General features: G+C 58.8%; 12 protein-coding genes and 1 tRNA gene. 10 read left to right on the forward strand and 3 right to left on the reverse strand.

Annotation, left to right across the window (positions count from 1 at the left end):
• Positions 1-72 precede the first annotated feature (72 nt).
• From VEJ16_17480 to VEJ16_17520, 9 genes are all read left to right on the forward strand, one after another.
• A complete protein-coding gene (locus tag VEJ16_17480) occupies positions 73-1,296 on the forward strand; it encodes an IscS subfamily cysteine desulfurase (GenBank protein ID HYB11456.1) in 1,224 nt (407 codons plus the stop codon).
• Positions 1,297-1,345: 49 nt separating this feature from the next.
• Positions 1,346-1,681: a ferredoxin family 2Fe-2S iron-sulfur cluster binding protein gene (locus VEJ16_17485; protein HYB11457.1), complete on the forward strand. Its 336-nt coding sequence runs from the start codon at positions 1,346-1,348 to the stop codon at positions 1,679-1,681.
• Positions 1,682-1,769: 88 nt separating this feature from the next.
• Complete coding sequence (gene mnmA, locus VEJ16_17490; protein HYB11458.1) at positions 1,770-2,897, forward strand: tRNA 2-thiouridine(34) synthase MnmA; 1,128 nt, start codon at positions 1,770-1,772, stop codon at positions 2,895-2,897.
• A 23-nt stretch (positions 2,898-2,920) separates the two neighbouring features.
• Positions 2,921-3,223: an SCP2 sterol-binding domain-containing protein gene (locus VEJ16_17495; protein HYB11459.1), complete on the forward strand. Its 303-nt coding sequence runs from the start codon at positions 2,921-2,923 to the stop codon at positions 3,221-3,223.
• A gap of 101 nt (positions 3,224-3,324) precedes the next feature.
• Positions 3,325-3,401: transfer RNA gene (locus VEJ16_17500), tRNA-Met, on the forward strand.
• A 594-nt stretch (positions 3,402-3,995) separates the two neighbouring features.
• On the forward strand, positions 3,996-5,075 hold the full coding sequence (locus tag VEJ16_17505; GenBank protein ID HYB11460.1) for an extracellular solute-binding protein: 1,080 nt from the start codon (positions 3,996-3,998) through the stop codon (positions 5,073-5,075).
• Between the two features lie 39 nt (positions 5,076-5,114).
• Entirely contained in the window at positions 5,115-5,969 is an 855-nt protein-coding gene (locus VEJ16_17510) for an ABC transporter permease (GenBank protein ID HYB11461.1), read from the forward strand.
• Positions 5,966-6,790 carry an ABC transporter permease gene (locus tag VEJ16_17515; GenBank protein HYB11462.1) on the forward strand — a complete coding sequence of 275 codons (825 nt, stop codon included), beginning with the start codon at positions 5,966-5,968 and terminating at the stop codon, positions 6,788-6,790. Before VEJ16_17510 ends, VEJ16_17515 begins: the two co-directional genes overlap by 4 nt.
• Before the next feature lie 8 nt (positions 6,791-6,798).
• On the forward strand, positions 6,799-7,902 hold the full coding sequence (locus VEJ16_17520) for an ABC transporter ATP-binding protein (GenBank protein HYB11463.1): 1,104 nt from the start codon (positions 6,799-6,801) through the stop codon (positions 7,900-7,902).
• 71 nt (positions 7,903-7,973) lie between these two features.
• On the opposite strand, the gene VEJ16_17525 is transcribed toward VEJ16_17520, so the two are convergent.
• Positions 7,974-8,969, reverse strand: a complete 996-nt coding sequence (locus VEJ16_17525) for a LysR family transcriptional regulator (protein HYB11464.1) — start codon at positions 8,967-8,969, stop codon at positions 7,974-7,976.
• Positions 8,970-9,134: 165 nt separating this feature from the next.
• On the opposite strand from VEJ16_17525, the gene VEJ16_17530 reads away from it, so the two are divergent.
• Positions 9,135-10,751, forward strand: coding sequence for a 5-guanidino-2-oxopentanoate decarboxylase (locus tag VEJ16_17530; protein HYB11465.1), 1,617 nt, complete (start codon positions 9,135-9,137; stop codon positions 10,749-10,751).
• A 65-nt stretch (positions 10,752-10,816) separates the two neighbouring features.
• Here VEJ16_17530 and VEJ16_17535 read toward each other — a convergent pair whose 3' ends face one another.
• Together VEJ16_17535 and VEJ16_17540 are read right to left on the reverse strand one after the other, a co-directional pair.
• The gene (locus VEJ16_17535; GenBank protein HYB11466.1) at positions 10,817-11,833 is read right to left on the reverse strand and encodes a C45 family peptidase; all 1,017 of its coding nucleotides are present in this window, start codon (positions 11,831-11,833) and stop codon (positions 10,817-10,819) included.
• Between the two features lie 127 nt (positions 11,834-11,960).
• Entirely contained in the window at positions 11,961-13,424 is a 1,464-nt protein-coding gene (locus VEJ16_17540) for a biotin carboxylase (protein ID HYB11467.1), read from the reverse strand.
• Positions 13,425-13,445 lie beyond the last annotated feature (21 nt).

Below are 13,445 nucleotides of genomic sequence, written 5' to 3' on the forward strand. Positions count from 1 at the left end.
TTGGTCCGCTATATACGCCAAGGCGGTCACGCGTGGCCTGAGCAGCCCACTGCCGGAGCGAATGGAGACACGATGACTGAGAAGGTAGCGCAAGGGCGATCCAATCGGCCAAAACTGCCTGTATATCTCGATTATCAGGCAACAACGCCGGTCGACTCCCGGGTGCTTGCGGCGATGGTGCCATATTTCACGGAAAAGTTCGGCAATCCCAGTTCGACCAGCTACAGCTTAGGGCGCGAGGCGGCACTTGCCGTTGAATACGCGCGGGCTCAACTCGCGGAAATCATTGGCGCCGACCCGCGCGAGATCGTCTTTACTTCGGGTGCGACGGAATCGAACAATCTCGCGATCAAGGGTGTGGCGAATTTCGCCCATGAGACGCGCCGCCACATCATCGCGGCGACGACCGAGCACAAATGCGTTCTGGAAAGCTGCCGCTCCCTTGAAGAAAAAGGCTTTCGCGTGAGCTATCTACCGGTCGGACGGAATGGGCTCATCGATCTTCAGCGCCTCGACGACGAGATTGGCGACGACACCCTTCTTGTCTCGATCATGGCGGTCAACAACGAGATCGGCGTAATCCAGCCCCTGACCGAGATCGGCGCACTCTGCCGAGCTAAGGGCGTTTATTTCCATAGCGACGCAGCCCAAGCGATTGGACGTATACCGATCGACGTTGACGCCATGGCGGTCGATCTCCTGAGCATTTCGGGGCACAAGATTTATGGCCCCAAGGGAATCGGGGCGCTTTACGTGCGTCGGCGGCCGCGTGTCCGCTTAGAGCCGCTTTTAAGCGGCGGCGGGCAAGAGCGTGGCCTGCGCTCAGGTACGCTGCCGGCACCTCTCTGTGTCGGCATTGGTGTTGCTGCGGCGTTAGCGAGCGCAGAGATGGCTGACGAGGCAGTGCGCCTGCGCGACTTGCGCGACCGACTCTATTCTGGCCTTAAGGAGCGGATTCCCGATCTTTTAGTCAACGGAGATGAACGACGCCGTATCGCCGGCAACCTCAATGTCGCCTTTCCGGGCATCGGCGCGGACAAACTAATTGAGAACCTTCCGGATTTGGCGGTTTCTACAGGTTCTGCCTGTACTTCGACATCCGTTGAGCCCTCCTATGTCCTGCGCGCGATGGGGCTCGACGACGCCCTTGCGGGTGCGAGCTTGCGATTTGGTCTCGGAAGGTTTACCCAAGCCGCCGAGATCGATTATGCGACCCAAGCGATCGCCGACGCGGTCGAGCGACTCCGTCTCGGGACCGCGGAAATCCCCGCTAGAGAGCGCATGAAAGACAGGTGAGCCCGAGACGGGCATCACCGGTTCGGCAGTCAGACGGAGCGGATACGAGATGCCCAGGATGGTGTTTATCGAGCGAGATGGCACACGTAAGGAGGTCGAAGCACCAATTGGCCTTTCCGTTCTTGAGATCGCCCACCGCAATGATATCGACCTGGAGGGAGCATGCGAAGGCTCGCTCGCCTGCTCGACCTGTCATGTCATCGTCGAACCCGAGTGGTCCGACCTGCTCGTCGAACCGACCGATGACGAAGAGGACATGCTCGATCTTGCCTTCGGCCTCACCAAGACCTCGCGGCTCGGCTGCCAGATCAAAATGACGGATGAGCTCGATGGATTGACCGTCCGACTGCCCGCGGGCAGTCGCAACATGATGGCCAGCGGCTGAGTCGGGTTCCAGACAGTTCGCAATTGGCTACGCTAATTCGGCGCGCGGCGCATTTGCAGTCCCCCTCCGATGGCTTATATTCGCGGCCATGATGACGCGCAGTGAAGCAACGGGTGGTTCCGGAAAGCGGATCGTCGTCGCCATGTCGGGTGGCGTCGACAGCTCGGCCGTGGCTGCCATTCTGCAGGCAGAGGGCTATGAGGTCGTGGGCGTTACGCTCCAGCTCTACGATCACGGCGCTGCTGCAGGGCGAAGGAGCGCGTGTTGCGCCGGACAAGACATTTACGATGCTCGGCGCGTTGCGGAGCGGCTCGACATTCCCCATTACGTGCTCGACTATGAGGCTCGTTTCCGCAAGGAGGTGATCGAGGATTTCGCGGCGAGTTACGTGGCCGGGGAGACCCCTATCCCATGCGTGCGCTGCAACGAGCGGATCAAGTTTCGCGACCTCCTCGCTGTTGCCAGAGACCTCGGTGCTGAGGCACTTGCGACCGGCCATTACGTGCGCCGGGTCGAGGGTGCCGGCGGGCCGGAGCTTCACCGCGCCGTCGATGAGAGCCGGGATCAAAGTTACTTCCTTTTTGCGACGAGCCGCGAGCAGCTCGACGCCCTGCGCTTTCCCTTGGGCAATATGCCGAAGCGGGAAACGCGAGCGCTTGCACAGCGCTTCGGCCTTCCCGTGGCCGACAAGCCCGACAGCCAGGATATTTGCTTCGTGCCGAGCGGGTCCTATGCGCAGATCGTCGAAAAGCTCCGGCCCGATGCGGCAACCCCGGGAGAAATCGTCGACCTCGAAGGCCGCGTGATCGGGCGGCACGGTGGCATCATTCATTTCACGGTGGGCCAGCGTCGCGGCCTCAATGTCGGGGGGTGTGCGGAGCCCCTCTACGTGGTGCGCCTGGACGCTGCCCGCCATCATGTGGTGGTCGGGCCGCGTAACGCCTTGGGGCGCTCGACCGTGGCACTGCGCGAGGTCAATTGGCTCAGCGCCCAACCGTTAGGCCCGGAAGGACTTCGGGTCACAGCCAGGCTTCGCTCGACGCACCGTCCGGCCGATGCCACCATCGTTCCGTGCGATGGCGGACGTGCAGCACTTCGATTCGATGAGCCGCAGCACGGTACCGCACCAGGCCAGGCGGCGGTCTTCTACGATGGAACGCGGCTTCTGGGCGGGGGCTGGATCGCCCCCGCCGAGGAAGTCCCCGTTGCGGCCTGAGCGACAAATTCGGGGAGAATCCAATGAGTTTGGAAAGCCTGACCGAGGAACTGCGCCGGCGCGTTACTCAAAGCCCGCCCCTTGGCCACAAAGTCAAATTCGACCTCGGTGATGACGGTACGATCCTTTGGGATGGTACGGCGACCCCGCCTCTCATCTCGAACGCCGACGAGGAGGCTGAAACCACGATCAGGCTCTCGGCAGAGAATTTCGAGAAACTGATGACCGGCGGCCTCGACCCGACCATGGCGTTCATGCTCGGCAAGCTTAAGGTCGACGGGAAGATGGGTGTGGCAATGAAGATTGGCTCCTTTCTCGGCGAATGAATGGTCTTCTCGGCAAGTTGCCCGTACGCGCTTGACAGCTTGTCTGCTTTGGCCCTATAGGCGCATCCTCCGATCCGAGCCGCCATAGCGGCGCCTCCTGTGGCGGAGTAGCTCAGCTGGTTAGAGCAGCGGAATCATAATCCGTGTGTCGGGGGTTCAAGTCCCTCCTCCGCTACCAACAAAATCAAGGGCTTGGCTATCCGCCAAGCCCTTTTTCATGTTGCAGCTCGTTCCGATGTTTTCCAAGAGGCCGCGGTGAAACTCGAGCGATCTCACGCTACGCGAACGCAAGTCGCATTGCATTCCGCGCGCAAATGCTGCTCGCTTATTTGATGGTTAGCACGCTATCGTTATGATCTCAACCACGTGAGGGATCCTCGAAGTTCTTATTGGGGAAGGTGGACCTGGCCCCTCAGGGGCGATGCGGTGTCGCGACTATCGCGGCGTGGTTTTGATCCAAGCGGCGATTCCGGCGAGTATTTCTGCGCGCAGGGCGTCACTATGGCTGACCATCCACGGTTGAGTCGGCACACCAGACTATCACCACAGCGTGCATAATCGCGACTTTCCGTCCCGATTACATCGACTGTGGGCGAACTGACGTTCGGCAGTTGGGTATGGACTCATGGCACCGCTAGGCCGGAAAATATTTTCGTGAAGCTGATCGTCGCGTCCTGTCCAGGTCGCCCGTCATCTTGACGCAGCGATTCGGCCGCCATTTGGCACGAATTCCACCGATGACAACGACAAAGAGAAATGAACGGAGGCCACGATGATAAATCTTACGCGCCGGCAAACTTTGAAGAGTGCTGTCGCAACCGCGGCAGTTGGGATCCTTGGCGGCACACTCGGCTCAATCGGGCGTGCATCGGCTGCCACCGATCTCACCTGCGTCGAATGGGGCGGCGATGTCGTCAACGCCATGAAGAAAATCGAAGCGACGCAACACAACGTGAAGGTCAACTGGGTGCTGCACCAGGGCGGTTCGGGCGCCATTCTCCCCAAGATAAAGTCGACTTGGCCGAAGGCCGAATACGATTATGTCGCCGGTTGGGAAGGCTCGTTCAACGGCATGATCAAGGAGGATTGGCTGGTTCCCGTGACGGTCGAATCAGTGCCGAATCTTGCCGACATTCCGAAGAAGATCATCGTCAAGAACGCAAAAGGCGATTGGGAGGCTGTCCCGCGCGCGGTCGGCGGTATTTACATCGCGTATCGCAAGGACATCAGCCCGGTTGAGGTCAAGAGCATCGATGACCTCTTCGACCCGAAATTGAAAGGCAAAGTCTGTTGGCCGGGGCCCACGCAAGCCATGATGTTGCCCTTGGTGGCACTGTCGCTCCATGCTGGGGGCAATGAGAACAACATGGATCCCGGGTTCGCGCTCATGAAAAAGCTGGCCCAATCGGGGAATATTGGCCGCGTCGGCGTCACGGACACGGATTTTTCGACGTCGCTGACGAGCGGGGAAACCGCCGTCGGATTTTATTCCGAGCCGCAGTTGACCGACGTTGCCAAGGCCTTCCCGCTCGTACGACTCACGAAGCAGGCGGGTGTACCGTGCTTCCTTTATCAGAGCGGCTTTGCCGTATTGAAAAATCGGCCAAACACGGCGGCCACGTTGGAGTTCATCAACTATTGCATCAGCCCGGAAATGAGCAGCCTCTATGCCGAAGTGGCCGGAGAGGCGCCGCTTAATGTCAAAGCCAAGACGCCAGACAGCCTCAAGCATCTCTCTTTTACGCCCGAGGAAATGGACAAGTACGTCTATGTCCCCGATTTCAATGTGGTGCTGGCGCAACAGGACGCTTGGAGCAAGCGCTGGGAAAACGAGATCGCTCCCTTGCTTTAGAGCGCCTGCCGTGTTGGATTTGGACCGGAGCCGCTGCAAATGGCAATGAATCCTAGCCGCGGCTCCGTCCCGCTCCTCATTCCCGCCGTTACGGTTTTCATGGGCCTTTTTTTCCTGCCCATGGCGGGGCTTTTTCTCGAAAGCTTGCGGCTCTATACGCCAGGCAGCATCGGCTCAACCGCCAATGCTCCCTTCACACTTGCCAACTATACGGAGCTGCTCACGCCGTCTTTCGCAGAATTCTTTTTCGAAACACTTCGCATCAGCCTCTTGGCATCCTTGGTCGGCATGCTTTTCGCGTTCCCGCTCGCATACTGGATCATCCGGCGATTATCCGCGCGCTGGCGGGCGATCGCAGTCGGCTTTTTCGTCACCTTGATGTTCCTGAGTGTGCTGGTGCGCACCTATGCACTCGAACTCACCTTTGGCGCCGCCGGCCCTTTGCGCCCGTTACTGCTTTCGATGGGCATCTCCCCCAACAGTCGATTCTACATTGAGATCCTCGTCGGGGGCGGACTGCTTCATTACATCGTGCCCATGGCCACGCTCACACTGTTGGGGACGATCCAGAATGTCGACCCCAGGCTTGTCGATGCGGCGCAAGCCCTTGGTGCGCCGGGCTGGAAGGCGCATCTGAGCATCACATTGCCACTTTGCATGCGCGGCCTGCTCGCCGCCTTTCTTTTCGCCTTCACCTTCTCCATTAGTGCCTTTGTGATACCCATGATCCTGGGGAAGGGGCGCGTCCTGTTTATTTCCAACCTGATTTACAACCGATTCAGCGAGATCGCCGACTATCCTAGCGGTGCGGCGATATCGATGGTGCTGTTTTTCGTGGCACTTGCGATTGTATACGTGACGTCTCGCCAAGTGGCGAAGCGATGGAACTCATGAGCGGACGCCTGCTCGACAATGTCTTTTGGCTGGCGGGTCTGTTGATGGTCGGTGTGATTATCTGCTTCCTTATCACGCCGATCATTGTGACCACGATCATGGCCTTCGATGCGCGGGCTTACCTTGGCCCGCTGCCCCCGCCTGCGCTGTCGTTTCGCTGGTTCGCGCAGTTTTTCTCCGACGATTATTTTCTGCGTGGATTGACGACAAGCATTCAGCTCGCCGTCATCTCCGTCGCGGTATCGGTCTCGATCGGGATATCGACGGCCATCGCAGTCGATCGAGTGAGTTTCGCGGGCAAGGACGCACTGATATCCCTTTTCCTCTCGCCCCTTCTCGTACCGCCGGTCGTCATCGGATTCGCACTTCTGCTCTTTCTCTCTCACTTGGGCTTGGTCAACGGCCTTGCACGTTTGATGTGCGGCCATATCATCATCACCGCACCCTATACAATCCGCGCAACGTTGGCAGGACTGTCGGGCATCGATCGCTCGCTTACTGAAGCAGCGTTGATCCTAGGCGCCACGGAACGCCGCGCCTTTTGGGATGTAACATTTCCGCTTGCCCGGACGAGCATCGTTAGCGGCGCCATTTTTGCGTTTGCCGTTTCCTTGGACGATGTAGCGGTTTCGATCATGCTGACAGACGCAAACACCTATTCGCTGCCGGTTGCGCTCATAAGCAGCATGCGCGCGAATTTCGACCTCAGTATCGCTGCAGCATCGGTGATGCTGATGCTCGTGACCCTTACGCTGATCCTCGTCCTTGACAGGTTTGTCGGCTTCAATCGTGTCATCGGCCAAGGCGTTTTCCGATCATAGTGGGCCCCATGCAACCTCCTCTTGAAAAAATCATCGAGTTCCGCAACGTTATAAAACGGTTTGGCGCCACGAGTGCCGTGGACAATGTGACATTCAGCGTCGACGCCGGTGCCACGGTTTCGCTGCTCGGGCCGAGTGGGTGCGGCAAGACCACGACGCTGCGCCTCATCTCCGGTTTTGAGGACCCCGACGAAGGGACCATCGAGATTGCCGGCGAATCCATGCTCGGCAAACGTCCCTACGAGCGCAACGTGGGTCTGTTGTTTCAACATTATGCACTCTTTCCCCACATGACGGTCGCCGAGAATATTGCCTATGGCCTGAAGCACCGACATTGGCCCAAAGCCGAAATCGGCGGCCGTGTACGGGAAATGTTGCGGCTTGTGCAGTTGCAAGGATTCGAGGATCGGCGACCCGGCCAGATGAGCGGCGGCCAGCAGCAGCGCGTGGCGCTCGCTCGCGTGCTTGCGACAGGGCCCAAGCTTGTCCTCCTCGACGAACCGCTGTCGGCGCTGGACGCCAAGCTGCGCGAGGAACTTCGCCTTGAACTAAAACAGATTTTGACGGCCGTCGGTTCGACGACGATCGTGGTCACACACGATCAGGATGAAGCGATGAGCCTCGCCGACCATATCATTGTGATGAATCGCGGCCGGATCGAGCAACAGGGTACGCCGGACGAGATATATATGCGGCCACAGAGCGCCTTCGTGGCAGCCTTCATCGGCCGAACCAATTGGTTTCACGGCCGTATATCGGGGACGCCGGGGGACGCCTTCCTTCGCCTTACCACCGATGCCGGCACGGTGCTTGCCATCCCAGGCCCTGGCCCCCAAAGAAGTGAAAAGTGGAGCGTTTGTATTCGGCCTGAACGAATTTCGGTTGCATCGGTCGAAGCAGACGCTAATAGGCCCGGCGACAATCTGCTGCGTGGTCAAGTTGTCGACGTCGTCAACATGGGTGCCGAAATTCACTACATCGTCGATGGCGCTGAAGGACGGGCGATGGTGGTCGAACCCAATCGTGAGGGGCCGCGTGTGCGCAAGGGCGATAACGTCCGTCTGTTCTTTCGCGCTGAGGATTGCGTCGTCCTTGCGCAAGGCGACGGCTGAGCGAGCATATTAAAGCGTTCTTCAGATTGACTTCGACGCGTCGGGCACGAAACGGACGACCATTTCATACCTCATACCAAGCGTGACGCCGCTCCTCGGCCGGCCTCATTCTTGTCGCGATTGGCGTGGGAGGATTTGACCGTGGCGGTCGTCGGTTTTCCGGCAACCCCGTCACGGTGGGCACGATAGAGTTCATGTACGAAGGCAGATAAAACGGGCGAGTGCCGTTCTGTCTTGCGGGTCGCGAGGTAGATCGGATTCTGGTAGCCCAGTTTTCGCTCGAGCAGCGGGCGCATCAGGTCGCGTTCCACCCAGTGCTCCGCATAATGCTGGGGCAGGAAGCCGATATATCGACCGGTAAGAATGAACAACGCAACACTTTCCATCAGATCGCCGACCGCCGTCGAAGCCAAGCGCAAGCCTACGGGAAACTTGTTGGGTGCGGCATAGGCGCGGCGAACGAATTGCTGATTCCTCAGCTCGGCAATACCGACCTCCCCGCTGTTTTGGAATAGGGGATGTCCGCGCCCGCAGTAGAGAACCTGACGCTCTTCGAATATGTCATCGTAGGTAAGATATGGCGAGTGTCGCCCACAGGCGCCGAGCCCGAGATCGAATCGGCCATCGAGTACTGTCCGCTCAAGTTCCGTCGGCGAAATAACGTGGATCGAGATTTGCACCTCTGGAGCACGGGCGTTGAAGGCCATGACCGCTTCATGCAAGTGGGACATGGGATTGGTGATCAGATTGTCGACGATCCCGATGTCCAGTGTCCCGACGAGGCAATTTCGAACGGCGCCCGCTTCCGAGCGAAATTCATCGAGTGAGGCAAACAGCCGTTGGCTTGCCTGGTAAATCAATTGACCCTTTTCGGTCAGTCTGAATCCAGCTCGACCGCGTTGGCAAAGCCGTACGCCCAGGCGTTGCTCAAGTGCTGTCATATGGGTGCTGATAGTTGACTGGCCGACATTGAGTTCAATCTGTGCAGCCGAGAACCCGCCGGCCTCGACGACTTTCGAAAAGACCTTGAGCAAGCGTATATCGCCTTCGCTGAGGTTCCCAAGCATTGGTCCGTTCCTTACATTGATTTTTCCTCATATCAATCTACGTCGAACTACAATTCGACCATTGTCTATTGTAGCGCGTCGCCAAGCAAGGCATCTTGACCTGTCTCGCCCCGACAAGATCTCTTGTCGGGAATATTCCATCGGTTGAGGAGCGGGTCGAAGGCCATGGCGACATGCGGCGAATTGTTGGTACGGCTGCTCGAGGCCTACGGTGTCGAGCTGGTATTCGGCATACCCGGCGTGCATACCGTCGAACTCTACCGGGGTTTGCCGGCGACCCGGATCCGCCATATAACCCCGCGCCATGAGCAGGGGGCGGGGTTCATGGCCGACGGCTACGCCCGGGTGACGGGCAAACCCGGCGTCTGCTTCATCGTCACAGGTCCGGGCATGACCAACATTCTGACCGCGATGGGTCAGGCGTATGCCGATTCCGTCCCTATGCTGGTGATCTCGAGCGTCAATCGCCGCGAGCATTTGGCCATGGGCGACGGCCGGCTGCACGAGCTTCCCTCCCAACGCAATCTAGCAGCGGGCGCCGCCGCCTTCAGCCACACCTTGCTGCGCGCCGATCAATTGCCGCAGGTATTGGCGCGCGCCTTCGCGGTTTTCGCGAGCGCTCGGCCGCGCCCTGTTCATATCGAAATTCCAATCGACGTGATTGCGGAGCCGCTTGACCCTGCGATCATGACCGTGCGGCCCTTGCCCAGCCCGCCCGCGGCGCCACCCGCCTCAGTGGAGCGTGCCCGCCTCTGGTTAGCCAACGCAAAGAGTCCTCTTGTGATCTTAGGGGGTGGTGCTGTCGGTGCTGCAAGAGAGGCGCTGGCACTTGTCGAATTTCTCGATGCGCCGGTCGTCCATACCGTCAACGCCAAAGGAATTCTGCCGCCCGGGCATCCCCTGTGGGCCGGTCAGAATATGGCGTTTGCGCCAATCCGCGAGGCGATAGGTCGAGCCGACGTGGTGCTAGCGGTGGGCACCGAATTTGGCGAAACCGAAATGTATCCCGATCCTCAACCACTCGTCTTCGCGGGCAAGCTCATTCGCGTCGACATCGATCCCGAACAATTGGTCCGTGGGTTTCCGGCGACACTTCCGATCCTATCCGATGCGCGTTCGGTCCTGTCCGAGATCAATGGCGCACTTGGAGTGGGGAAAGGCGGAAACGTCCGGCCTGATAGCCCCGGCGCACGGCGTGCCGCTGAGATACGGCACGCTGCAGCCAAGCACTGGTGGCCGGCCATCGCCCTCCACCAGCGCATCGCACGGGCAATCCAGGAGAGTCTACCCAACGTCATCATCGTCGGCGATTCGGCCGAACCGGTCTATGCACTCAATCAATGTTACGAATCGCCGCAGCCTCGTTCCTATTTCACCTCGAGCACGGGCTACGGCACCCTAGGTTATGCCTTGCCGGCCGGGGTCGGCGCGCAACTTGCAGCCCCGGACCGACCGGTGGTGGCGCTCGTCGGGGACGGCGGATTTCAGTTCACTGTGGGGGAGCTTGCTGCCGCGGTCGAGGCCAAGGTCCCGTTGATCGTGTTGCTGTGGAACAACGAGGGCTATGGCGAGATCAAGTCCTATATGATCGAACGCCAGATAGCGCCCATCGGGGTCGACATTTTCACACCGGATTTCCTTGCGATCGCAAAAGGCTTCGGCTGCCAAGCCGCGCGCGCAGAGAGTTTCGAGCAATTGGCCCAATTACTGAAATCATCGGTCAAGCGAACCGCCCCGACATTGATCGAAATTCGCGCCGATGCTGCCTTTTTGAAGGTTTGATCAGGTTCAGTCTTACCCGCCGCACGAATAAAGGAAGCGAAATCGGTGCTCCGCAGGCCGCACGCCTATGGTTCGACCCCATGGCTACGTTCTTGCGTTCGTGCGGCCATCTCTGGCGAGTACGCGATCGTATGTGACCCTTCGCGAAACGTCTCGAAGGACTGCGTCCAAGCCGCCTTGGGCCAGCGAAATTCGGCGCGCCCGCTCGCGACATGATAGACAGCCGTGTATAGCGTGCCGAACCCTCTTTCATACTCGGTGGAGTAAAGCGGCGGCTTGTGAAAATCGGCGATCAACTCGTCGAGGCTGTCGTGTTTGCGGCCTAAACGCATTTGGAGATGACGCTCGCGTTCCAAACTATTTGTAAAAGCGGCGTGCCGATGCCATTCGACATGCCCCTGATGATTGGTAGCAAGCGGCGAACCGCTTATCACTGCCGGGCGGTTGGGCGACAGATAAACCGTTCGAATGCTTCCCAAGCGATCGACAATAGTCACGTTGTATGCCATATGCGTTGGCACGCGCGTCAACACTGAAGCCGCCTCCGCGGCGGTCTCGGCAAACTCGAGGACGTATCGTAGGATAAGCGGCGTTCCGAAACCGTCAGCCACGGCGCGGCGGCCGCCGAATGTCAGTGAAACGGCAAGCCCGGCATCGTTCATGCCGTCGAGTACGCCCCATGCGCAATCGCTCATCGCAATCACGCGCCGGCTGTTCCAGCGCGTGCACCAGAGTGTGCCCTCGCACAACCACGGCGCATAGTCGTAATTGCGAATGAGGATCGGCTCCTCGCCAAGCCAAACCAACTGTGAGCATCCGACTAGATACGATGGCGGGCAATAGAGACTGAGGAATCGGGCGGCGAGTTCATCGCCTTCGACGAGTTTGCATAGCCGCTCGTAGGTCGGCAATAGTTCGGGCATGGCATCCTTGAGCGCACGATAGGACGACCCATAAGGTCGCCTCGCCCCGTCGCCCTCCGAGAGAAACCAGTTTCGGTAGGCCGGCCAGTTCTTTTCAAAGAGAGTACGCCATTTGTGCCCCGGCTTCACTTCAGCCAGGGCCTGAAAGGAAAGCTTCACGACCTCTTATCCTTTGCACTTCGATCCATTGCTATTCTCGGTCGCGGCTTCCTTTGCATCAGCATCAGCTACGCAGTGCGTCCCGAAGCGAATCTAGTGAATCTCCGGCCCCACTCTACATCCACCACTAGAGGATCTTGAACTGGGTGTTGACGGCGACCGGTGGGGCCGCGACTTCGGCCGTGGCAAGCGACCGGCCGATGAAATGTGCCCGGATGCCCTTGATCCACGCTTTCGCGCGATCGTTGAGTTTGAAATCGTCGGTCATGAGGCGGCCACGCGTAATGAGAATCCCAAGGTCGGCGCCCTTATATCGATAGTCGCCCGCACCGCTTATTCGCAGAAAGAAGGCCTCTCTTTCGCTTCCGACCGCTCGGCGATGGTAGTCGAATCGGTCATAAGCCAAGGTGCCATCATCGCGCATGCGCCAGATCCCCGACTCGGGTGCCGCGATCACGACGTCGACACTGTCTTCGGGATGCTTGATCACCATTTGGCTCCAACTGTCGATGTTCTCGGGATCGGACCAGCGCTTGTTGAGCTCGTCGACGTCAAGCTTGAACTTAGCACCCGAGCATTCGAGCAAATGGAAGACGAAAAGTGGAGCGTCTGCATGCGCGAATGCAGCATGATTTGTCATCGAACTCGCGCCCGTGACGCGCGGGTTGAGTTCCCCAAGATAAATCTTGCCGCTATCTTGGTCGATTAGGAAATCGAGCTCGAAATAACCGCGATAGCCTTCCTTGCGGAGCTGCTCCCCGAATTGGAAGGTGTATTGCCGCGCTTTATTGCGAATGGCCTGAGTGAAGGAACTGGGGAAGATTTCGTTGCCGCACCAGCCGCCGCGATAGGGCGTCAATTCGGCGAATCCCACCAGTTCGGTCATCAGTGGACCGACGATCGTTCCTTGCTTGGTCGTGCATGCTTCAATTGCCGCGCTGCGGCAGTTGATGCGCTTCATGACTTTGACTTCCGGCTCCGCGGCTATTTCGTCGGCATGTTTTCGGTAATCCGCTTCCTTGGATATGAAGAAAGTCGTATGGCCCGAATCGCCGAATGCGGTCTGGACAACGAGGTCGCTGCCCAATTTGGCGCGGACCGCTACCGAACGCAGATCCGCATAGCTCCCAATCTTGGCGAGCGCGTTTGGAACGCTTGGCACGCGGGCTTTATTGCCGATTCGCACGGTTTCGACTTTGTTGTCGACGCGGTTGCGCAACGCGGCCGGCGGGAACCATATTTCCAGGCCCAGTTTGCGGGCAAGCGTCTCGGTAGTCTCGTCGAACATGAGAAAACATGCTTTGGCGCCATCGCCGCGGCGCTTGATGTACTCGATGACCTCCCTGTGTTGGAGCAGGTAATTGTTGATGTCCTCGATGCTCGTAAATTCGCGGTGAGGAATCTTACTCGGCACGAAGGTATTCGGATGGCGCCCATCGTAGCAGTCTATGTAGCAAACAAATTTGAAATTCTTGACCCACTCGTCCATTCCGAGCAGGTTGAAATTCGTGGCGCTGATAAAGTAGATGGGCGTTTCGTTGCGATGGAAGAACCGCCGGATATCGGAGATGCCGTTAAGTTGCTTTGCCATACTCCCCTCCTCGCAGGCTCG

This window comes from Alphaproteobacteria bacterium (genome assembly GCA_035625915.1).
Lineage (GTDB): Bacteria > Pseudomonadota > Alphaproteobacteria > JACZXZ01 > JACZXZ01 > DATDHA01.